The sequence below is a fragment of the Nocardioides salarius genome, assembly GCF_016907435.1.
GTDB lineage: Bacteria > Actinomycetota > Actinomycetes > Propionibacteriales > Nocardioidaceae > Nocardioides > Nocardioides salarius.
The window spans coordinates 474,895-496,378 of the sequence record NZ_JAFBBZ010000001.1 but is presented as its reverse complement, the minus strand read 5'-3'; the positions used below and the strand labels follow the sequence as shown (position 1 = coordinate 496,378).

Here is a 21,484-nt window from a genome sequence, read left to right as displayed (position 1 = left end):
CGAGGCCGGCGGCGGCTGACACACTGCGTGGCGTGGACTTCTACAACGCCTACGAGCACGGGTTCGCCCGGGTCGCCGCGTGCACGCTGCCGGTGGCCATCGCCGACCCCGCAGCCAACGCCGCACGGGTGCTGGAGCAGGCCCGGCTCTGCCACGACGACGGGGTCGCGGTCGCGGTCTTCCCCGAGCTGTGCCTCTCGGGCTACGCCATCGAGGACCTGCTGCTGCAGGACGTGCTGCTCGACGCCGTCGACGAAGCGGTGGCGAGCGTGGTCGAGGGCTCGCGGGAGCTGACCCCCGTGCTGGTGGTCGGCGCGCCGCTGGTCGTCGACGGCCGGGTCCTCAACTGCGCGGTGGTCGTGCACCGCGGCGAGGTGCTCGGCGTCTCGCCCAAGTCCTACCTGCCGACCTACCGCGAGTTCTACGAGCGACGCCACTTCGCCCCCGGCGACGACCGCCGCGGCGGCAGCGTGAGCGTGGCCGGGCGCTCGGTGCCCTTCGGGCCCGACCTGCTCTTCGACGTGGTCGACGTGCCCGGGCTGGTGCTGCACGTCGAGGTCTGCGAGGACATGTGGGTGCCGGTGCCGCCCTCGGCGGAGGCCGCGCTGGCCGGCGCCACGGTGCTGGCCAACCTGTCCGGCAGCCCGATCACCGTGGCGCGGGCCGAGGACCGCCGCCTGCTGGTGCGCTCCGCCTCGCACCGCTGCAACGCGGCGTACGTCTTCGCGGCCGCGGGCCAGGGCGAGTCGTCGACCGACCTGTCGTGGGACGGCCAGACGATGATCTACGAGGTCGGCGAGCTGCTGGCCGAGGGGGAGCGCTTCCCCGAGGGGCCGCGCCGCACCGTCGCCGACGTCGACCTCGACCACCTGCGCCAGGAGCGGCTGCGGATGGGCACCTTCGACGACAACCGACGCACGCACGCCGAGCGGACCTCGCAGTTCCGCACCGTGCGCCTCGAGCTCGCGCCGCCCACGGGCGACCTGGGGCTGCGGCGCAAGGTCGACCGGTTCCCGTTCGTGCCCGACGACCCCGAGCGGCTCGCGCTCGACTGCTACGAGGCCTACAACATCCAGGTCTACGGCCTCGAGCAGCGGATGCTGGCGATGAGCAGCGAGACCTGGGCGCCCAAGGCCGTCATCGGGGTCAGCGGCGGCCTCGACTCCACCCACGCCCTGATCGTGGCGGCCAAGGCGATGGACCGCGCCGGTCGGCCGCGCAGCGAGATCCTCGCCTACACGATGCCCGGCTTCGCGACCGGCAGCGAGACCAAGGACTACGCCACCCGGCTGTGCGCCTCGCTCGGGGTCACCTTCGAGGAGATCGACATCCGCCCGGCCGCCGAGCAGATGCTCGACGACCTCGACCACCCCTACTCCGAGGGCGAGGACGTCTACGACGTCACCTTCGAGAACGTGCAGGCGGGGCTGCGCTACGACTACCTCTTCCGTCTCGCCAACCACCGTGGCGGACTCGTCGTCGGCACCGGTGACCTCTCCGAGCTCGCGCTGGGCTGGTGCACCTACGGCGTCGGCGACCAGATGTCGCACTACAACGTCAACGCCGGGGTGCCCAAGACGCTCGTGCAGCACCTGATCCGCTGGGTCGCCGACAGCGGGCAGTTCGAGGCCGAGACCAACGACGTGCTGCGCGAGATCCTCGAGCTCGAGATCACCCCCGAGCTGATCCCCGCCACCGAGGACGCTCCCGAGCAGCGCACCGAGGACACCGTCGGGCCCTACTCGCTGCAGGACTTCACGCTCTACCACGTGCTGCGGCGCGGCTACCGGCCCAGCAAGATCGCCTTCCTGGCCTGGCACGCCTGGCACGACGCCGAGGCCGGCGAGTGGCCCCCGGGCTTCCCCGCCGACAAGCGCGGCGCCTACGACCTGGCCACCATCCGCGGCTGGCTCGAGGTCTTCGTGCGGCGCTTCTTCGCCAGCCAGTTCAAGCGCTCGGCGCTGCCCAACGGCCCCAAGGTCAGCGCCGGCGGCACGATGTCGCCGCGCGGTGACTGGCGGATGCCCTCCGACGCAGCCCCCACCGCCTGGCTCGCCGAGATCGAGGCCAAGGTCCCCCGCTCCTGACCCGGCCCAAATCGGCCGCTGACCCGGCCCGAACCTCGCGCTGACCCGGCCCGAACCTCGCGCTGACCCGGCCCGAACCTGCGGGGCCGGGCTCAGCCGAGCACGGCACCGGGCAGACGGACGTGGAACTCGGTGCCCGTGCCCGGTTCGCTGGACAGGCTGATGCTGCCCCCGTGAGCCTCCACGATGGACTGGACGATCGTCAGCCCGAGACCGGTGCCGGGACGGTGGCGCTCGAGGGCGCCGCTGCCGCGGAAGAACCGGGTGAAGGCCCGCTCCACCTCGGCCGCGTTCATCCCGATGCCGGAGTCGTGCACCCGGATGTCGAGCGTCGTGCCGTCGACCCCCACACGCACCCCCGCGGCGCCGCCGCGGTCGGTGTACTTGACGGCGTTGGAGACCAGGTTGTCGACCACCTGGCGCAGCCGCTGGCCGTCGACCAGGGCGTCCAGGACCTCGGGCACGTCGACCTCGAGCCCGACCCCCGCCGCGGCGGCGGCCGGCGCCGCCGCCTCCAGGGCCTCGTGGACCAGGCGAGCCACGTCGACGGTGTCCCGGTCGAGCTGCAGCGAGCCGGCGTGCGCCTGCGCGACCTCCAGCAGGTCGGAGACGAGGGTGCGCAGCCGCTCGGCGTTGCGCCTGACCACCCCGAGCTGGCGTCGTACCGGGGGCGGCAGCTCGTCGGACTCGGCCAGGATCTCGAGATGGCCCAGCACCGCGGTCAGCGGGGTGCGCAGCTCGTGGGAGACCGAGGCGACGAACTCGTCCTTGACCGCCAGCGCGCGCATCAGGTCGGTGACCTCCTGGTAGGCGATCGTCGCTCCACGGCGCTCGCCGTCGGCGCCGCGCACCTGCCGGGCGGAGGTCGAGAACGCCGAACGGGTCACCGGGTCGTGACCGACCCAGTAGAGGTAGTCGTCGAACTCCTCGCCCCGGGTGGCGCGCCACGAGGGCATCTCCTCCCGCGTCAGGAGGGTGACCCCGTCGGGGCGGTAGACGTGCCCGAGCTGGCCCGCGTGACCGTCGTGGCCGTCGGGGAACGGCAGGCGCATCGTCTCCTGGTGGCGGCGGTTGGACCGCTCGTAGCGGCCGTCGGCGTCGATGAGCAGCAGTCCGACGTTGACGGTGTCGAAGATGGCCTCGAGGGTGCTGCGCTCGGTCTCGAGCTCGGCGACCGTGCGCTCGAGGTGGTCGCGGCGCTCGTGCTCCTCGCTGACGTCGAGGATCTGCGAGATGAAGTGCTGGGGCTCGCCGGTGTCGTCCCGCACGAGCGCCACCGACAGGTCGCCCCACACCACGCTCCCGTCCGGGCGCAGGTAGCGCTTGAGGATCCGGTAGCTGTCGATCTCCCCGGCCAGCGTCCGCTCGAACTGCGCCAGGTCGGCGTCGAGGTCGTCGGGGTGCGTGATCTCCTGGAACGTGCACGCCCGGAGGTCGTCGGCGTCGCGGCCCAGCATCGTGCACGCGGCTCGGTTGACCATCGTCAACCGTCCGTCGAGGTCGACCAGCACCATCCCGATGGGGGAGTGCTGCAGCGTCAGCCGCCACAGGGTCGCGTCGTAGCCCGCTTGCTCCACCTGGGTTCTCCGTCCGCTGTCCGGGGCCCAGGGTAGGTGGCGCTCGGTCGCCCCCGGGTGGCTTGAGGAGAGATTTAGACCGGGTGGACGTGAAGTTTGCGCCGGCTCGGCGGGAGGTTCAGGCCGGGTGGGCGGGAAGTCTGCGCCGGGTCAGCGGCGGCGTACGGCGGCCTTGGCCTTCTCGGCCGCGGAGACGGCCGTGGCCTTGGCCCGGTCGGCGCCGGGGCGGATGCCGGGGGCGCTGGGGGACAGACCGGCGCGGCGCAGGTAGGAGTTGGCGCGCAGCACCCGGGCCTCGTCGGCCAGGGCGTGGCTGCGCCAGGTGACCGACAGCGAGATCGACAGCGCCGGGCCGTTGACCACCTTGTGCTGGGTGTAGGGCGGCACGTAGATGCCGTCGCCGGGCTGGAGGTGGTGCTCGACCGGGTCCTGCACGTCGTGGCCCAGGTTGCGGTGCCCGCCGCCGACCAGGCGCTCGGCCTCGCCGGCCCGGGCGTCGGGGGTGGCCCAGCGTCCGGTGACCATCGTCTTGGTGCCCTGCACCTGCAGCAGCACGTTGTGCTCGGGGTCGATGTGGGAGGGCGTCATCGAGCCGGGAGCGGACAGGAAGACGAACCCCTCGCGGTGGTAGGCCTGGCCGGGCCCGGAGACGAGGTCCTCGATCTCGTCGAGACAGGAGTCGAGCAGGGCGCTGTAGCGGGGGTCCTGCTCGACGTTCTTGACCACGCACCAGGCGCCGTTGGTCTCCAGGCCCAGGATCATCTCGCGCAGCTCGAGGTCGAGGGTGGGCGCGCGACCGTCGGCGACCACGTCGGGCAGCGCGCCGACGTTGTGCTCGATGCTCTCGGCGGGCAGCGAGACGGCGAGGTCGGCGAGCGCCTCGAGGGTCAGCAGGTCGTGGGAGCGCAGGGCGTGGGTCACCTCCTGCGCCTCGCCGGTCTCGCCGGCGGTGCGCAGGGCGTGCACGGACTGCTCGTCGAGGTGCAGCAGGCTGGTCATGGTCGGTCCTCTCGTGGGTCGGTCGTGGTGCGGTGGCGGCGCACGGCCGCGGCGGTCCTGGCCACGGCCCGCGCCCAGCGCACGGCCAGCGCGCCGCGCCGCGGACCCAGCGCGACGGCGAGCGTCACCAGGAGCCGGTCGTCGCCGTGCAGGCGTCGTGCCATGGGATGGTCGGGGGCGGCGCAGGTGTCGACGAGCGTGGCGCCCGAGGCGTGGAAGCGGGAGAGCTGCTCGAGGTAGAGCAGCAGCCCGGGGGAGTGGCTCGCGTGCTGCTCGTCGTAGGCGATCTTGAAGGTGAGCTGGGTGTCGCCGTCGCACAGCACCAGCGCCATCGCCGCGGGCCCGCCCTCGCGCCCGCGCAGCGTCAGGACCTCGAGACGTCCCTCGCCGGCCAGGGCACGGCAGGCCTCGAGGAAGAACGCGCGCTCGGCCGGGCGGCCGGCGATGGCCCCGCCGTCGGCGCCCTTCCACCCGGCGGCCTCCAGGGCCAGGAACTCCTCCAGCGCGGCCTCGAGGGCCGGCGCGGAGGCCCCCGCGGCCAGGTCGACGAGCTCCAGCCCGCCCCCGAGGCTCTCCTCGAGGCGTCGGCGCACCCGCCGCAGCTCCTTGCGCCGGCGTCCGCTCAGCTGCTGCTCGGCGTAGTCGTCGCGCTCGTGGCGGTGGGTGACGGGGCGGGCCTGCTCCTCGAGCCGCCGGGTGGCCAGCCCCAGGCTCGCGGCCGCCGCCTCCACCTCGCGCACCACGTCGACGTCGGTCTGCGGCAGCACGAACCACGCGTCGCGGCTCTCGCGCAGCGCCACGAGCGCCGCGCGCCAGCCCTGCTCACCGAGGGTGGGTGCGACGAGCGGCGTACCGAGGAAGTGGTGGGTGTGGGCCCAGCCCACGCACGCGCGCACCGGCGTACGCCGGGTGCGTCGCCGGGTCGCGATCGGCAGCAGAAGGTCGAGGCGTCCGGGGGAGCCCACCGTGAGCAGGCGGACCTCGCCCGGCTCGGCCAGGTGGCGCAGCGCGGGCACCAGGACCCCCGCGCCCAGGAAGGGGTTGGCGTGCCGGGCCCGGGCGGACAGGTCGGCCCAGGCCGCGGTGCCCACGGGGTCGTCGAGCCCGTCGGGCTCCAGCAGCGCGGCGCAGGAGCGCCGCGCGCCGGACGGCGCGGCACTGTCGACGGTGGTGCTCACGGGGCTCCTGGTCGTGGGGGTGTCGTGGCGGCCGACACCGGACGCGAGACCGCGCCGACCCCCTGGAGACCCTGCTGCCCGCGGGGCAGCGGGGCCAAACACCCCGACCCGCTCCACGACGCTGGTCCAGACCAGTCGGCGGCGTCGCCGAGCGCGCAACCGGGGGCCCGGCCCGGGCGTAGAGGAGGTGTCCACACCCACCCACCGCCCCAGGAGGCACCCCGTGCACCGCACCGTCCCCACCCCGTTCGCCCCCCTCGCCACCGGCCTGGCCGGAATGGCCGCCCTGGCCGCCGTCACCGGTCTCGCCGCAGCCGGCACCGTCGCGGCCACCGCCGCCACGAGCACCCCCACCACCACCCTCACCACCACGGCCGCCCGTGCCGACGACGGCACCACCCGGGTCGTGCTCCCCATCGAGGACTGCCGCGGCTGCCGGGTGCAGGTCTACTCCGCCCTGGCCACCGACGACCCGGCCGAGCCGCGGCTGTGGGCCTCGCTGGAGAAGCGGGTCCGCGACGGCAAGGTCGCCTTCGCGGTTCCGCACTCGCGCACCCCCGGCATGCAGGTCGTGGTCCGTGCGCCCTGGGAGGGCCACACCGGCTACGACACGAACGTCGTCTTCCGCTACGCCGGCCACGGCGCCGGCGACGTGGTCGACACCGAGGTCGCCGCCGCCAGGAACAGGGCCAGCAGCTGCTTCGAGGGCACCTCGCGCGACAAGGTCACCCTGCCCGTCGTCGTACGACGCGTGCAGGTGCCCGGCGTGCACGGCCCGGTCGCCGGCACCCTGGCGCACCTGGAGACCACCACGCCGTGGCTCTCGCCGATGCGCCGCGCCCACGAGGGCGTGCTGGGCCAGCAGGACGTCACCGTGTGCCGGTGAGACCCTCCGCCCGGCCGGGGGCGCCCACCACTAGGCTCCAGCCATGGGCAAGCAGGAAGACTTCGTACTCCGTGCGCTCGAGGAGCGCGACGTCCGGTTCGTGCGGTTGTGGTTCACCGACGTGCTGGGCTCGCTGAAGTCGGTGGCGGTCGCCCCGGCCGAGCTCGAGAACGCCTTCGACGAGGGCATCGGCTTCGACGGCTCGGCGATCGAGGGCTTCGCGCGGGTCTTCGAGGCCGACATGCTCGCCAAGCCCGACCCCTCGACGTTCCAGATCCTGCCCTGGCGCGAGGAGGGCCCGGCCACGGCGCGGATGTTCTGCGACATCGAGATGCCCGACGGCACCCCGTCGTACGCCGACCCGCGCCACGTGCTCAAGCGCACCTTGAGCAAGGCGGCCGAGCAGGGCTTCGCCTTCTACACCCACCCCGAGATCGAGTTCTACCTCTTCAAGGGGCTGCCGGGCGCCGGCGACGAGCCGGTACCGGTCGACCGCACCGGCTACTTCGACCACACCGCGCAGTCCGAGGGCGCCGACTTCCGCCGCGAGGCGATCACGATGCTCGAGCAGATGGGCATCTCGGTGGAGTTCAGCCACCACGAGGCCGGCCCGGGCCAGCAGGAGATCGACCTGCGCTACGCCGACGCGCTGACCACCGCAGACAACATCATGACCTTCCGCACGGTGATCCGTGAGGTGGCGCTGAGCCAGGGCATCTGGGCCAGCTTCATGCCCAAGCCGTTCACCACCCACCCCGGCTCGGGCATGCACACCCACCTCAGCCTCTTCGAGGGCGACGAGAACGCCTTCTACGAGGCCGGGGCCCAGTACCAGCTCTCCGCGACCGGGCGCCGCTTCATCGCCGGCATCCTGCACCACGCCCCGGAGATCTCGGTGGTCACCAACCAATGGGTCAACTCCTACAAGCGGATGATGTTCGGCGGCGAGGCGCCCTCCTACATCTGCTGGGGCCACAACAACCGCTCGGCGATGATCCGGGTGCCGATGTACAAGCCCCTCAAGGGCCAGTCGACCCGGGTCGAGCTGCGCACCATCGACGCGGCCTGCAACCCCTACCTGGCCTACGCCGCGGTCCTGGCGGCCGGCATGAAGGGCATCGAGGAGGGCTACGACCTGCCCCGCGAGGCCGAGGACGACGTGTGGTCGCTGACCGAGCGCGAGCGCACGAGCCTCGGCATCAAGCCGCTGCCCAAGAACCTCAACGACGCGATCAGCGTCGCCGAGGACTCCGAGCTGCTGGCCGAGACCCTCGGCGAGCAGGTCTTCGACTTCTTCCTGCGCAACAAGCGCGCCGAGTGGGACGAGTACCGCGGCCAGGTCTCCGCCTTCGAGCGCGACCGCATGCTGCCGGTCCTCTGAGCGTGCCGCGCCCACCCCGAGTGCTGGTGGTCCAGCACGAGGACGACTGCCCGCCGGCCCTGGTCGGCGGGTGGCTCGCCGACGCCGGGTGCGAGCTCGAGGTGTGCCGCCCGTACGCCGGCGACGCGCTGCCCGTCGACCCCGCGGCGTACGACGCGCTGCTGGTGCTGGGCGGCTCGATGGGCGCCGACGAGGACGCCGACCACGCCTGGCTGGGCCCCACCAAGCTGCTGCTGCGCGAGGCGGTGGGCGCCGAGGTGCCGACCCTGGGCATCTGCCTGGGCCACCAGCTGCTGGCCAGCGCGTTGGGTGGGCGCGTCGAGGTCAACCCGCGCGGGCGCACCGTCGGCCTGGTGCCGGTGGAGTGGACCGACGACGCCGCCGACGACCCGCTGGTCGGCGCGCTGGCCACCGCGCGGCGCGGCGTGCACTGGAACAACGACGTGGTCACCGAGCTGGCGCCGGGCGCGCTGGTGCTGGCCCGCACCCCGCAGGGCGACGTCGAGGTGGTGCGCCACGGCCCGGCCGCCTGGGGCGTGCAGCTGCACCCCGAGGTCGACGCGGCGGTCGTGGCCCGGTGGGCGGCCTCCGACGACAAGCCGGCGCCCGGCGTCGACACCGCCGCCGAGGTGGCCCGCGTCGACGCGGCCCGCCCCGAGCTCGACGAGGCCTGGGCCCCGCTCGCGCTGTCCTTCGCGCGGCTGGTCGGGGAGCGAGCCCTCCGGTGAGCCGGCCGGCGACCACGAAGGGCCAGCTGCTGCGGCTGGGCTTCAGCGACGCCGAGAAGTCGCTGCAGCGGCTCGACGAGGTCGGCCCGGCCGCTCCCGCGCTGCTGCCGCTGCTGGCCCGCACCGCCGACCCCGACCACGCCGTCGCGGGCCTGGTGCGACTGCTCGAGGCGGCCGGCGACGACGCCGCGCAGCTGCTCTCCCGGGTGGGCGACGACGAGGGCCTGGCCACCAGGCTCTTCGCGGTGCTCGGGGCCAGCGAGGCGCTCAGCGACCACCTCGCGCGCCACCCCGAGCAGTGGCGCGAGCTCGACGACCCGACGCTGGAGTGCAGCCGCCCGGCGGCGTACGCCGTGCGCGAGGCGGTGCTGCGCGCCCTGGGCGCCGACCCGGCCGACACGGTGCCGGTGGCGCAGGGCGACGACGCGGCGCTGGTCGACGTGCTGCGCGTGGAGTACCGCCGGGTGCTGCTGCGGCTCGCCGCGCGCGACCTGGCCCACGGCGCCGGCGTCGACGACGTGGCCGCCGAGCTCTCCGACCTGGCGGCCGCGACCCTCGAGGGCGGGCTGGCGATCGCGCGCCAGCGGATGGGCGACAAGGCGCTGCTGGCCCGGCTGGGCGTGGTCGCGATGGGCAAGTGCGGCGCGCACGAGCTCAACTACGTCTCCGACGTCGACGTCATCTTCGTCTACGAGCCGGCCGACGAGAGCGGCGACGACCACGCCGCCAACCGCGCCGCCTCCCAGCTGGCCGCCCACCTGATGCGGATCTGCTCCGAGCCCACCGCCGAGGGCGAGATCTGGCCGGTCGACGCCAACCTGCGCCCCGAGGGCAAGTCGGGCCCGTTGGTGCGCACCCTGGCCAGCCACCAGGGCTACTACGAGAAGTGGGCGAAGACCTGGGAGTTCCAGGCGCTGCTCAAGGCCCGTCCGGTCGCCGGCGACATCGAGCTGGGCCGGGCGTACGTCGAGATGGTCGCGCCGATGGTCTGGAGCGCGGCCGAGCGCGACGGGTTCGTCGAGGACACCCAGGCCATGCGTCGCCGGGTGCTCGACCACATCCCCGCCAAGGAGGCCGAGCGCCAGCTCAAGCTGGGCGCCGGCGGGCTGCGCGACGTGGAGTTCGCGGTCCAGCTGCTGCAGATGGTGCACGGGCGCGCCGACGAGACGATCCGCGCGCCCACGACCCTCAGCGCGCTGGCCGACCTGACCCGGGGCGGCTACATCGGCCGTGAGGACGGCGAGCAGCTGCACGACGCCTACGCGTTCCTGCGCACCCTCGAGCACCGCATCCAGCTGCACCGGCTGCGGCGCACCCACGTGATCCCCGACGACACCGAGGCGCTGCGCCGCCTCGGGCGCAGCATGGGGCACCTCAAGAGCTCCGTCGACGCGCTGCGCAAGGAGCTCGAGCACCACCGGCGCGAGGTGCGCCGGCTGCACCAGAAGCTCTTCTACCGCCCGCTGCTGGCCGCGGTGGCCCAGCTGCCCGGCGAGCAGGCCCGGCTCTCGCCGGAGGCCGCCCGCGACCGCCTGGCCGCGCTGGGCTACGCCGACCCGCGTGCCGCGCTGCGCCACCTCGAGGCGCTGACCAGCGGCGTCACCCGCTCGGCCAACATCCAGCGCACCCTGCTGCCGGTGCTGCTCGAGTGGTTCGCCGACGGCCCCGACCCCGACGCCGGCCTGTTCGGCTTCCGGCGGATCTCCGAGGCGCTGGGCGAGACGCCGTGGTACCTCACCACGCTGCGCGACGAGGGCGAGGTGGCCCAGCGGCTCGCGCGGGTGCTCTCCACCTCGCGCTACGCCACCAGCCTGCTGGAGCGCGAGCCGCAGGGCGTGCGGATGCTGGGCCAGTCGCTGGCCCCGATGGACGCCGAGTCGCTGACCGCCGAGATGCGCGCCGCCGCGGCGCGGCGCGACGACGCCGAGAAGGCGGTGCGGGCGGTGCGCGCGGTGCGCCGGCGCGAGCTGTTCCGCATCGCCTCCGGCGACCTGCTCGGGCTCACCGACGTCGAGGACGTCGGAGCCGGTCTCTCCCGCCTCACCGACGCCACGCTCGAGGTGACCCTCGAGGTGGTGGGCGAGTCGGTGCGCCGGGCCAAGGGCCTCGACCGGGCCCCGACCCGGATGGCGATGGTCGCGATGGGCCGCTACGGCGGCTTCGAGCTGTCCTACGGCTCCGACGCCGACGTGCTGTTCGTGCACGAGCCGGTCAGCGGCGCCGACGGCCACGAGGCGGCGACGTACGCCCAGGCGGTCGCCAACGAGCTGCGCCGGCTGCTGGCGCTGCCGGGCACCGACCCGGCCCTGGTCGTCGACGCCGACCTGCGCCCCGAGGGCAAGCAGGGGGCGCTGGTGCGCACCCTCGAGTCCTACGCCGCCTACTACGAGAAGTGGTCGGCGGTCTGGGAGGCGCAGGCGCTGCTGCGCGCCGACGCCGTGGTCGGCGACCCCGACCTGTGCCGGCGCTTCCAGGAGCTCGTCGACCCGCTGCGCTACCCCGAGGGCGGCATCAGCGAGGACGACGTGGTCGAGGTGCGCCGCATCAAGGCCCGCGTCGACGAGGAGCGGCTGCCGCGCGGGGCCGACCGCAAGACCCACCTCAAGCTGGGTCGCGGCGGGCTCGCCGACATCGAGTGGACCGTGCAGCTGCTGCAGATGCGCTACGCCGGCCAGGTGCCGGGGCTGCGCACCTCGCGCACCCTGCCGGCCCTGGCCGCCGCCCAGGAGGCGGGGCTGCTGGCGGCCGAGGACGCCGCGCTGCTGGCCCAGGCCTGGCGCCGCGTCAGCCGCACCCGCAACGCCGTGACGCTGGTGCGCGGCGCCCCCAGCGACCAGGTGCCCTCCGACCTGCGCGAGCGGGCCGCGGTCGCGGCGATCCTGGGCTACGCCGAGGGCACCTCCGAGCAGATGGTCGACGACCACCTGCGGATGACGCGGCTGGCGCACGCCGTGGTCGAGCGGGTGTTCTGGGAGTAGCCGGCCCGGGCCGAAGGTCCCCCGCGGGGTGGACGCCGGTCCCTGGGCGGGGCGGCGCGTCCGGTGCACGCTGGGCCCCAGCCGGCCCGCCGCCACGACGGGCCCGGCACCGACCGGGGGAGGCCCGATGGTGGACAGCGCGAGCGGCGTACGGCTGGAGGAGCTCGACGAGGAGACCTGCTGGCGGCTGGTCGCCTCGGTGCCGGTCGGGCGGATCGCGTGGAACGAGACCGGTGGGCCGGTGGTGCTGCCGGTGAACCACGTGGTGGCCGACGGCACCGTGGTCGTGCGCACCGGCGCCTGGTCGGGGCTCGAGCGCCACGTCGACGACAGCGACGTCGCCTACGAGGTCGACGAGGTCGACGAGGCCACCCGGGCGGGCTGGAGCGTGCTGGTCCGCGGGCTCGCCGAGGTGTCGTACGACGACGACGCCGGCGCCCGGCCCGAGCCCTGGGCGGGGGGCGCGCGCCCGGTGACGGTGCGGGTGCACCCGCGCAGCATCAGCGGACGCCGGCTGGTGGTCGACCGCGACCCGCAGGAGTCCTAGGGTGGGTCGATGAGCGAGCTCCAGGACAAGGCCACGCACCTGCTCGGGCTGCACCGCGACCCGACCCTGCTCACCGTCGTCAACGTGTGGGACGTGATCAGCGCCCGCGTCGTCGCCGACGGGATCGGCACGACCGCGCTGGCCACCGCCAGCCACTCGATCGCGGCCTCGTTCGGCTACGAGGACGGCGAGAACATCCCGGTCGACCTGATGATCGAGGCCTGCGGACGGATCGCGGCCGCCACCGACCTGCCCGTCAGCGCCGACCTCGAGGCCGGCTACGGCCATCCCGTCGAGACCGTGCGCAAGGCGCTGGGCGTCGGCATCGTCGGCGCCAACATCGAGGACCAGATGCGCCCGCTGCTCGAGGCCGCCACGATCGTCGAGGACGTGATGGCCGCGGCCGACGACGAGGGCGTCGACTTCGTGCTCAACGCTCGCACCGACGCGTTCCTGCTGGCCGGCGACCGCGACCGCGGCGCCGTGCTGGGCGACGCGGTCGAGCGGGGCAAGGCGTTCCTCGACGCGGGGGCGCCGGCGGTCTTCGTGCCGGGGCGGCTCAGCGAGGAGGAGGTCGTGACCCTGGTCGACGCCTTCGGCCCGCAGCGCCTGACCATGATCGGCGTGCCCGGCAACCCGGCGCTCGACCGGCTCGAGGAGCTGGGGGTCGCCCGGGTCTCCTACGGCCCGATGCCGCAGCGCGTCGCCCTGACGGCGTTGCAGGAGCTGGTCGAGGAGGTGCACCGCGGGGGCGGGGTGCCCGACTCGATGCGCCCACTGAACTGATCCCCGAGCCGGCACGAGTTCCTGCCGAGCCGGCATGAGTTCCCGCCGAGCCGGCGTGAGTTCCTGGAGCTGGCGGCGTACGCCGTGAAGTCGCGCCGGGTCGCGGGGAACTGGTGCCTCTCGTTCGCCAGCAAGGGTGTGCATGTGACCAGAAGAAGGACGTCCGCTCGGCGAGTGAGGTGCCCGCTCGTGCCGATGAGCGATCGGCTCGCTGGGTGCGCGAGCCGGGGCAGCAAAGTGTGGAGTCCTGGATCAACCTGATTGATCGCAGACTCCACACTTTGCGATCTGAGGACATGTGCGTGCTGCCCCGGCGTAGTCGATAGGACCGAAGGCTGCTGGATCCACGCACGGCCGCGGGGGCTGTTGCCGGACAGCTCGTTCGGTCCTTCCGGCTACGAGTGCCCGCACGATCGCCTATGCCGACGAGCGGACCGGGGCTCAAGAGAGACGCGTTGAGGGCAAGCCACTCGGGTCAGGCGCGTGTGTAGAGCGGGAACGTCTCGACGTCGACCTTCGAACCGTTCTCGTTCGACCAGCGACACTGGAGACGCCCGCGCAGGTAGTCAGCAGAAGCGGTCACGACCGCTTGAGACTCATCGGTCGTTCGTGGCGGGTCGGCCCTGAGGCAGCGCTCGGTGATGTCCCAGGAGAGGTAGGCGCCCGCAGTGACGGCAACGCCGAGCCCGCCAGCCGGCACGAGGACGACTGCAAGCGCCAGACGGCGTCCGAGTGTCTTGCGCTGCATGACCTCATTCTGTCATCCCTTGCCGGCGGCGTACGCCGTGAAGTGGCGCCGGCTCGCTGTGAAGTGGCGCCGGCTCGCTGTGAAGTGGCGCCGGGTCGCGGGGAACTGGCGCCGGGTCGCGGTGGTCTTGCGGGTTGCTTGTGGGAACGGGGGGTCTTTGCGGGGTGGTGGCTTGAGGTGGGGGCGTCAGAGTTCTGTTCATCGCCCCGGACCGGCACTTGCCGGCCTCTAGACAAGGACTCCCCTCATGGCCTCGAACACCTCCTTCTCGAAGACCGCTTCTTCTCGCAAGTCCGTTACTCGTGTCGTCGCGTCGGTGGCGCTGGTTGCTGGTGCGACGGCGGTGGCGGGTCTGGGCACGTTCGGTTCGTTCACGTCCTCGACCGACGCGACTGAGGCGGTGGCGGCGGGGGAGACGCGGATCGAGCTGGCCGGGCAGGGCACGCAGGGTCTGGACGTGGCTGCGGTGAACCTGGTGCCCGGTGACACCGTGGAGCGGGCGGTGCAGCTGAGCCGTGCTGGTGCTACCGAGGGGTTCGGGTCGGTGGCGCTGTCCACGACGTCGGCGGCCGCGGTGCCCTCGATCCTGACCAGCGACGCCAAGGACGGGCTGCAGCTGTCCATCGACCAGTGCGCCACGGCGTGGGTCAAGGCGGCTGAGTCGAAGAAGATGACGTGTGCCGGTGAGGTGACCTCGATCCTGTCCTCGGTGCCCGCGATCGCGGCGAACCGTGACCTGGCGGCGGTGACCAAGACCCTCAACGGCGAGTCGAAGGTCTCGAACCTGCGGATCACCCTGGCCCTGCCCCAGAGCGCGGGCAACGACTTCCAGCTCAAGAGCGACAGCGTGAAGTTCGTCTTCGACGCCACCCAGCGCGCCGCCGAGGCCCGCTGACCCACGGTCGCTCCGCCGACCATCTCGATCTCCATCCGGGTCGGGCCGCCGACGCCCGGCCCGGATGGACACCATGACCAGGCTCCGTGCACATGCACGGGAGGCTTGGTGGGCCGGGTCCCGGCACCGGCGGGGTGGTTCGCCAGCTGGTCGAGGTCGTCTTGCGCGTTCCTTGAGACAACGTCGCGGGTTTGCCGGCGGAGGGCTTGAGGTCGAGGTAGCAGAGTTCTGCTCATCGGACGGACCGTCACCGGCCCGCCCGACGTGTGGCCGCCGCGGAGGGAGCGGCGGCCGCACGTCACACCCCCTCGCCCACCACCTCGCAGGAGCCGGATCATGAGCAGCCCCGCCGTTCCCCTGGTCGTCGGCCGTCACCGCGCCACCACCGTGCGCACCATGGCTCCGCGTCGCAGCTCGACCCCGGTCACCGCCGGTGGCACGTCGCCGGCCCCCGCGCCGCGGCGACCCGTCCGGCGTACGGCCCGGGTCCTGCGCCGCCTCGGCCGGGTCGTCACCTCGCTGCTGGTCGTGGCCGCTCTGGCCTTCTTCCTGTTCTTCGCCGTCGGCCCGCACGTGCTGGGCTACCGCACCGCCACGATGCTCACCGGCTCGATGGAGCCCGGCATCATGGTCGGCGACGTGGTGGTGACCGCCGAGCGGCCGATCGCCGACGTGACCGTCGGCGACGTGATCACCTACGCCATCCCGATCGAGGACAACCGCGTCGAGACCCACCGGGTCACCGAGGTCATCCGCGGCGAGGACGGCTCGGTCGCCGTGCGCACCAAGGGCGACAACAACCCCAACGTCGACCCGTGGGTCGCGACCCTCGAGGGCGACACGGTCTGGGAGGTACAGGCCGTCGTCCCGAAGGTCGGCTCCGTGATCCGCGCCCTGCGTACCCCGGTCCTCAACGACGTGATCCTGTACGGCGCACTGGGGGCGGTGCTCCTCCTCGGCCTGGGCCGCATCTGGGCCAGCGAGGACAGCGACGACAGCGACGACGCCGACGACGCCGAGGCCTGAGCCGCCGCTTCCCGCTCCCAGCTCCAACGCACCGCCCGGGTCCGACCAGGACCCGGGCGGTTGCTGCGTCTCCGGCCCCGGCTCGACGGGACAGCCCCGCGAGCCGGCGCGAGTTCCGGCCGAGCCGGCACGAGTTCCTGGAGCTGGCGGCGTACGCGGGGAACTGGCGCCGGCTCGCGGGGAAGTGGCGCCGGCTCGCGGGGAACTGGTGCCGGCTCGCGGTGGTCTTGCGGGTTGCTTGTGGGAACGGGGGGTCTTTGCGGGGTGGTGGCTTGAGGTGGGGGCGTCAGAGTTCTGTTCATCGCCCCGGACCGGCACTGGCCGGCCTCTAGACAAGGACTCCCCTCATGGCCTCGAAGACCGCTTCTTCTCGTAAGTCCGTCACTCGTGTCGTTGCGTCGGTGGCGCTGGTTGCTGGTGCGACGGCGGTGGCGGGTCTGGGCACGTTCGGTTCGTTCACGTCCTCGACCCAGGCCACCGAGGCGGTGGCGGCGGGGGAGACGAAGATCGAGCTGGCCGGGCAGGGCGCGCAGGGTCTGGACGTGGCTGCGGTGAACCTGGTGCCCGGTGACAGCGTGGAGCGTGCGGTGCAGCTGAGCCGTGCTGGTGCTACCGAGGGGTTCGGGTCGGTGGCGCTGTCCACGACGTCGGCGGCCGTGGTGCCCTCGGTCCTGACCAGCGATGTCAAGGACGGGCTGCGGCTGTCCATCGACCAGTGCGCCACGGCGTGGGTCGAGGCGGCTGAGTCGAAGAAGATGACGTGTGCCGGTGAGGTGACCTCGATCCTGTCCTCGGTGCCGGTGATCGCGGCGAACCGTGACCTGGCGGCGGTGACCAAGACCCTCAACGGCGAGTCGAAGGTCTCGAACCTGCGGGTCACCCTGGCCCTGCCCCAGAGCGCGGGCAACGACTTCCAGCTCAAGAGCGACAGCGTGAAGTTCGTCTTCGACGCCACCCAGCGCGCCGCCGAGGCCCGCTGAGGCTGATCGCTCCGGCCCTCGCGCCGCAGACACGTGTGGCCGCCGCGGAGGGAGCGGCGGCCACACGGCACGACCCGACTCCTCCACCACAGCACCACACCACCACCCCACCCACCCACCGGCCCGGCAGGGCGTCGAAGGAGCCACACCCATGCGCGTCCTCGACACCGCTGTGATCACCCAGCTGGGCACGGACCTCGGTGACCGCGCCTTCGTCGACCGCTTCGTCGGCACCTACCTCCGGATGCTCCCGGGCCGGGTGGGGCGTGTCCTGACCGCCCTCGAGGCCGAGGACCACGACGACCTGATGGACGCGGTGCTGAGCCTGCGCACCTCCGCGACCACCGTCGGGGCCGTCGCGCTGGCGAGCCTGGCCCGGGACGTCGAGCAGCACGTGCGGGCCGGTGACACCGTCGGCGCCCGGCGCGCCGTACGCCGCCTCTCGAGCACGGCCCAGCAGACCTGCCAGGCGCTGGCCGGCGTCGCCTCCTGACGCGCCTTGCGCGTTCCTTGAGCGAACCCACCGCCTGAGCGTGGGCTTCCCTGCGCCCGGCTTGCGTGCGCGACGGCAGAGTTCTTCCTGTCACCCCCCCCTTCCACCTTGGAGTGCTCCCATGACCAGCCCCGGATCGCACCGTCGCCCGAGCCCCCGTCGCCGCGCCTCGCGCCCGCGCAGCGGCGCCGGGAGCCGGCTCGCGGCGTCGCTGGCCCTCGTCGCCGGCGCGGCGGCCGTGGCGGGCCTGGGCACCTACGGCTCGTTCACGTCGTCGACCTCGGCCGCGGAGTCGGTCTCGGCCGGTCGCATCGAGCTGGGCCTGGCGAACCAGAACCAGGGCTTCAACGTGCCGGCGACCGGCATGGTCCCCGGCGACTCCGCCCAGCGCGCCGTCCAGCTGACCCGCGTCGCCGGCAGCGAGACCTTCGGGTCGGTGACCCTGACCACCGCCGGTGGTGGGCTGCTCGCCAACGACGCGAACGGTCTGAAGATGACCGTCGAGCAGTGCTCGGTGCCGTGGACCAAGGTCGGCTCCACGATGACGCTGGCCTGCAACGGCACCACCACCACGGTGCTCACCCAGCGCGCCGTGCCCATGACCGGTCAGGTGCTGCCGGCCTCGACGCTCAACGCCGTGAACGGCACGAGCGCCGCCGCCAACCTCCGGGTCACCCTGGCCCTGCCGCTGGAGGCGGGCAACCACCTGCAGGGCGCCTCCGGCACGATCACCTTCACCTTCGACGCCACGCAGCGCACCGGCGAGAACCGCTGAGCCGGGCCCCGCGACCGGTCCGGGTCAGGCGGGCAGCGTCTCCATGCGGTAGCCGACGCCGCGCACCGTGCGGATCAGGCGCACGCCCTGCTGGCCGGCCTCGATCTTGCGGCGCAGGTTGCCCACGTGCACCTCGACGAGGTGGGTGTCGGTGGCCCAGTCGGTGCCCCACACCGAGCGCAGCAGCGCCTCACGGGTCCAGACCCGCGCGGGCGTCCGCATCAGCTCGGTGAGCAGGTCGAACTCGGTGCGCGTCAGGGTCAGCTCGGTGTCGCCGTGGAACGCACGGCGCCCGTCGACGTCGACGCGCAGCGGGCCGTGCTCGAGCAGCTCGTGGTCGGGCAGCGTCTGCACCGGGGCAGGCGCCGGCTCGGCGGCAGCCGCGTCCGGCTCACCCGGGGTCCCGACCGGTGCGGCCAGCCCCCGGGGCTCCACGCGCCGGGGACGCCGGAACAGCGCGTTGACCCGGGCCTTGAGCTCGCGCACCGAGAACGGCTTGGTCAGGAAGTCGTCGGCACCGGTCTCGAGCCCGAGCAGCCGGTCGATCTCGTCGTCGCGCCCGGTGATCATCACGACGTAGGCGTCGGTCAGCTCGCGCAGGCGCCGGCAGGTCTCGATGCCGTCGATGCCGGGCAGGCCCAGGTCGAGGGTGATCAGGTCGGGCTCCTGGGCCCGCACCGCCTCGATCGCCTTGGGGCCGGTGTCGACGGCGGTCACCGCGAAGCCCTGCGTGCCGAGCGTGAACTCGATCAGCGACCGGATGTCCTCGTCGTCCTCGACGACCAGCGCGCGGCGCTCGGGGGCGTCCTGGGTCATGGGTCGATCCTCCTCGACGTCGAGACGTGGGGGCGGCTCGACGGGCTTGCGGAAACCTTGCGGTCAGGCTCACGGGGCCTTGCAAAGCTGACGACAGACTAGGGCCTGCGGGGAGGACCCCGAGCACTATCCCTGAGGAGACCATCCATGCACGCCATCGACCGCGTCCGACGCGCCGCGACGGTGCTGCTCGTTGCCGTGTTCCTCCTGGTCGCGCCCCAGATCGCGTACGCCGGGTTCTCGACGCCGAAGGCCTCGGGCCTCGCGGTCGGGGCCGCCTCGTTGGTGGCGCCGAGCTCGGTGCAGGGCTCGACGTCGTGCTCGACGTTCCTGTTCTGGGAGCGGTTCGACGTCTCGGTCTCGTCCTTCACCGACCCCGGCCCGGCCGGCAGGGCCTACACCTACACCTACGTCCTGTCCCGCAACGGCAACGAGGTCGACCGCGCCACCGGCACCGCCAAGAGCACGTCGCTGTCGACCGGCACGGTGGGCCGCGGCGGCAGCTACACGGTGAGCATCGAGTCGAGGCTGGGCGGCTGGGCCGCGCCGACCTTCGAGCTCGCCACGTCGTGCACCTCGGGCAGCCTGAGGTAGCGGGCCCGGCGAGGTGTACGAACGCCGACGCAGCCCGCGCCCGAGAGGCGGGCTGCGTGTGGAGGCGGTCCCGAGGTCCAGCACTCCTCTACCCCTCGAGGCGGCAGGCCCAAACCTCCGGCATGATGCGACGGTGGCCCGCACCCTGCTCGACCTGCTGTACGACGAGGCGCCGCGCGCCGACTTCGACCGGCTCGTCGAGGAGGCGGGGGACGACCCCGACGCCCGCCGCTCGTACGACGTCGCCTTGCGGCTGCGCGAGCTGATCGCGCGCCAGCGCTCCCGCGAGGCCGAGCTCTCGGCGCTCTACGACACCGCCAGCGACCTGACCGCGATCCGCGACGTCAACGCGATCCTCAGCGCGATCGTGCGCCGCGCCCGCCAGCTGCTCAAGGCCGACATGACCTACCTCTCCCTCAACGACGAGGGCGAGGGGGCGTCGTACATGAAGGTCACCGACGGGGCGCTGTCGGCGGAGTTCCGCACGCTGCGCCTGCCGCTGGGCACCGGGCTGCTGGGTCTGGTGGCGCAGACGGGGGCGCCCTACTTCACCTCCGACTACCAGCACGACGAGCGCTTCGTGCACCGCCGCTTCGTCGACGACGCCGTGGCCGGCGAGGGGATCCGCGCGATCCTGGGGGTGCCGCTGGTCGTCGAGGGGCGGGTGATCGGCGCCCTGCTGGCCACCCACCGCACCGTGCGCCCCTTCCCGCCCGAGGAGGTCTCGCTGCTGACGTCCTTCGCCGCGCACGCGAGCGTGGCGCTCGAGAACGCCCGCCTCTTCGCCGACCTCGACGAGGCCAACGCCCAGCTGCGCGCCCAGGCCGAGGCCGTCGAGGAGGCGGCCCGCGCCCACGACCAGCTGACCGGTCTGCTGCTGCACCGCAGCACCCTCGCCGAGGTGGTCGCGGTGTTGGGCGAGGTGCTGGGCGGCAGCCGGGTCGCGGTCCTCGACGCCGACGGCCACGTGCTGGCCGGCGACGCCGCGCCCGGCCCCGGTCCCGGGCGCGCCGCGCTCGACCAGGCGGTCGCCTCGGGGCACTCGGTGGAGCTCGACGACGGCTACCTCGCCCCCGCCCTGGCTGGCCAGGAGCACCTCGCGACGGTGCTGGTGCACGGTGGACCGCGCCTGGACCGCGCGGGGCGGCGCACGCTGGAGCGCGGCGCCATCGTCGCCGGCCTGGTGCTGCTCTTCGCCCGCTCGGTCGACGAGGCGGAGGAGCGGCTGGGGGGTGCGCTGCTCACCGACCTGATCGAGGGCAGCGAGGCCGACCCGGCCCGGCTGCGCCAGCGCGCGCGGAGCCAGCGGCTGCGCCTCGACGCGGGTTGCGTGGTCGCGGTCGCGGAGGTGCCCACGGGGGAGCGGCACCGCGCGGCGCGGGCCGCGGCCCGCCTGGCCCGTGCCGCCGAGGGCCTCGCCGTCGAGCACCGGGGCCGGCCGGTGCTGCTGGTGCCGGCCCACGACGACGCGCAGGCGGTGGGGCAGCGGCTGCGCGCCGCGCTGGCCGAGGCCTGCGGCGAGCCGGTGACGCTCGGGGTCGCCCCGGGGCCCCGGCACCCCGTCGACGGTGCGCTGCCGGCGGCGTACGACGAGGCGCGCCGCTGCCTCGAGGCGCTGCTGGCGCTGGGCCGCGTGGGCGAGTGCGCCGACCCGGCGGCCCTGGGGGTGACCCGGCTGCTGCTCGGCACGAGCGGGCCCGGTGAGCTCGACGACTTCGTGGCGCGGGCGCTCGGGCCGGTCCTCGACCACGACCGGCGGCGCGGCACCGACCTGGTGACCACGCTGGAGGCGTGGTTCGCGGAGGGCGGCCGGTCGCGGGCCGCGGCCGAGCGCCTGCACGTGCACCCCAACACGGTGGCGCAGCGGCTCGACCGGGTCACCGAGCTGCTGGGGGCCCGGTGGCGCGAGCCCGACGCGGCGCTCGACCTGCAGCTGGCGCTGCGGGTGGCCCGGCTGCGCTCGCAGCAGCCCGCGGACTGACCCAGCCGACCGGGGGTGTGCCGACGGCA

At 73.7% G+C, this 21,484-nt stretch carries 19 protein-coding genes; 14 read left to right on the top strand and 5 right to left on the bottom strand.

Going from position 1 to position 21,484, the window contains the following annotated elements:
• The first annotated feature begins 23 nt into the window (after positions 1-23).
• A complete protein-coding gene (locus tag JOE61_RS02450) occupies positions 24-2,087 on the top strand; it encodes an NAD(+) synthase (RefSeq protein ID WP_204797348.1) in 2,064 nt (687 codons plus the stop codon).
• A gap of 92 nt (positions 2,088-2,179) precedes the next feature.
• On the opposite strand, the gene JOE61_RS02445 is transcribed toward JOE61_RS02450, so the two are convergent.
• From JOE61_RS02445 to JOE61_RS02435, 3 genes are all read right to left on the bottom strand, one after another.
• Positions 2,180-3,664 (bottom strand): sensor histidine kinase, encoded by a 1,485-nt coding sequence (locus JOE61_RS02445; protein WP_193669212.1) that lies wholly within the window; start codon positions 3,662-3,664, stop codon positions 2,180-2,182.
• Positions 3,665-3,814: 150 nt separating this feature from the next.
• Complete coding sequence (locus JOE61_RS02440) at positions 3,815-4,663, bottom strand: JmjC domain-containing protein (protein WP_193669213.1); 849 nt, start codon at positions 4,661-4,663, stop codon at positions 3,815-3,817.
• Positions 4,660-5,841, bottom strand: a complete 1,182-nt coding sequence (locus tag JOE61_RS02435) for a GNAT family N-acetyltransferase (RefSeq protein ID WP_193669214.1) — start codon at positions 5,839-5,841, stop codon at positions 4,660-4,662. Before JOE61_RS02435 ends, JOE61_RS02440 begins: the two co-directional genes overlap by 4 nt.
• Before the next feature lie 223 nt (positions 5,842-6,064).
• On the opposite strand from JOE61_RS02435, the gene JOE61_RS02430 reads away from it, so the two are divergent.
• The 6 genes from JOE61_RS02430 to JOE61_RS02405 all read left to right on the top strand — a co-directional run bounded on the left by JOE61_RS02430 (position 6,065) and on the right by JOE61_RS02405 (position 13,147).
• Positions 6,065-6,727, top strand: coding sequence for a hypothetical protein (locus JOE61_RS02430; protein WP_193669215.1), 663 nt, complete (start codon positions 6,065-6,067; stop codon positions 6,725-6,727).
• Positions 6,728-6,770: 43 nt separating this feature from the next.
• The gene (gene glnA / locus JOE61_RS02425; protein ID WP_193669216.1) at positions 6,771-8,108 is read left to right on the top strand and encodes a type I glutamate--ammonia ligase; all 1,338 of its coding nucleotides are present in this window, start codon (positions 6,771-6,773) and stop codon (positions 8,106-8,108) included.
• Positions 8,109-8,110: 2 nt separating this feature from the next.
• A complete protein-coding gene (locus JOE61_RS02420) occupies positions 8,111-8,836 on the top strand; it encodes a type 1 glutamine amidotransferase (RefSeq protein WP_193669217.1) in 726 nt (241 codons plus the stop codon).
• Positions 8,833-11,814, top strand: a complete 2,982-nt coding sequence (locus JOE61_RS02415; RefSeq protein ID WP_193669218.1) for a bifunctional [glutamine synthetase] adenylyltransferase/[glutamine synthetase]-adenylyl-L-tyrosine phosphorylase — start codon at positions 8,833-8,835, stop codon at positions 11,812-11,814. Before JOE61_RS02420 ends, JOE61_RS02415 begins: the two co-directional genes overlap by 4 nt.
• A gap of 130 nt (positions 11,815-11,944) precedes the next feature.
• Positions 11,945-12,361, top strand: a complete 417-nt coding sequence (locus tag JOE61_RS02410; protein WP_204797126.1) for a pyridoxamine 5'-phosphate oxidase family protein — start codon at positions 11,945-11,947, stop codon at positions 12,359-12,361.
• A gap of 9 nt (positions 12,362-12,370) precedes the next feature.
• A complete protein-coding gene (locus JOE61_RS02405; RefSeq protein ID WP_193669220.1) occupies positions 12,371-13,147 on the top strand; it encodes an isocitrate lyase/PEP mutase family protein in 777 nt (258 codons plus the stop codon).
• A gap of 475 nt (positions 13,148-13,622) precedes the next feature.
• On the opposite strand, the gene JOE61_RS02400 is transcribed toward JOE61_RS02405, so the two are convergent.
• The gene (locus JOE61_RS02400) at positions 13,623-13,895 is read right to left on the bottom strand and encodes a hypothetical protein (protein WP_193669221.1); all 273 of its coding nucleotides are present in this window, start codon (positions 13,893-13,895) and stop codon (positions 13,623-13,625) included.
• A gap of 247 nt (positions 13,896-14,142) precedes the next feature.
• Between JOE61_RS02400 and JOE61_RS02395 the strand changes: the two genes are divergently transcribed.
• From JOE61_RS02395 to JOE61_RS02375, 5 genes are all read left to right on the top strand, one after another.
• A complete protein-coding gene (locus tag JOE61_RS02395) occupies positions 14,143-14,790 on the top strand; it encodes a TasA family protein (RefSeq protein WP_193669222.1) in 648 nt (215 codons plus the stop codon).
• 336 nt (positions 14,791-15,126) lie between these two features.
• Positions 15,127-15,816, top strand: a complete 690-nt coding sequence (locus JOE61_RS02390; protein WP_204797125.1) for a signal peptidase I — start codon at positions 15,127-15,129, stop codon at positions 15,814-15,816.
• Between the two features lie 347 nt (positions 15,817-16,163).
• The gene (locus tag JOE61_RS02385) at positions 16,164-16,796 is read left to right on the top strand and encodes a TasA family protein (protein ID WP_193669223.1); all 633 of its coding nucleotides are present in this window, start codon (positions 16,164-16,166) and stop codon (positions 16,794-16,796) included.
• A 151-nt stretch (positions 16,797-16,947) separates the two neighbouring features.
• Complete coding sequence (locus tag JOE61_RS02380) at positions 16,948-17,289, top strand: Hpt domain-containing protein (RefSeq protein WP_193669224.1); 342 nt, start codon at positions 16,948-16,950, stop codon at positions 17,287-17,289.
• 121 nt (positions 17,290-17,410) lie between these two features.
• Positions 17,411-18,064 (top strand): hypothetical protein, encoded by a 654-nt coding sequence (locus JOE61_RS02375; RefSeq protein ID WP_193669225.1) that lies wholly within the window; start codon positions 17,411-17,413, stop codon positions 18,062-18,064.
• A gap of 24 nt (positions 18,065-18,088) precedes the next feature.
• On the opposite strand, the gene JOE61_RS02370 is transcribed toward JOE61_RS02375, so the two are convergent.
• Positions 18,089-18,880 (bottom strand): response regulator, encoded by a 792-nt coding sequence (locus JOE61_RS02370; protein ID WP_193669226.1) that lies wholly within the window; start codon positions 18,878-18,880, stop codon positions 18,089-18,091.
• Positions 18,881-19,027: 147 nt separating this feature from the next.
• Between JOE61_RS02370 and JOE61_RS02365 the strand changes: the two genes are divergently transcribed.
• Positions 19,028-19,474 (top strand): hypothetical protein, encoded by a 447-nt coding sequence (locus JOE61_RS02365; protein WP_193669227.1) that lies wholly within the window; start codon positions 19,028-19,030, stop codon positions 19,472-19,474.
• A 133-nt stretch (positions 19,475-19,607) separates the two neighbouring features.
• Positions 19,608-21,455, top strand: coding sequence for a helix-turn-helix domain-containing protein (locus JOE61_RS02360; protein WP_193669228.1), 1,848 nt, complete (start codon positions 19,608-19,610; stop codon positions 21,453-21,455).
• The last annotated feature ends 29 nt before the right edge of the window (positions 21,456-21,484 follow it).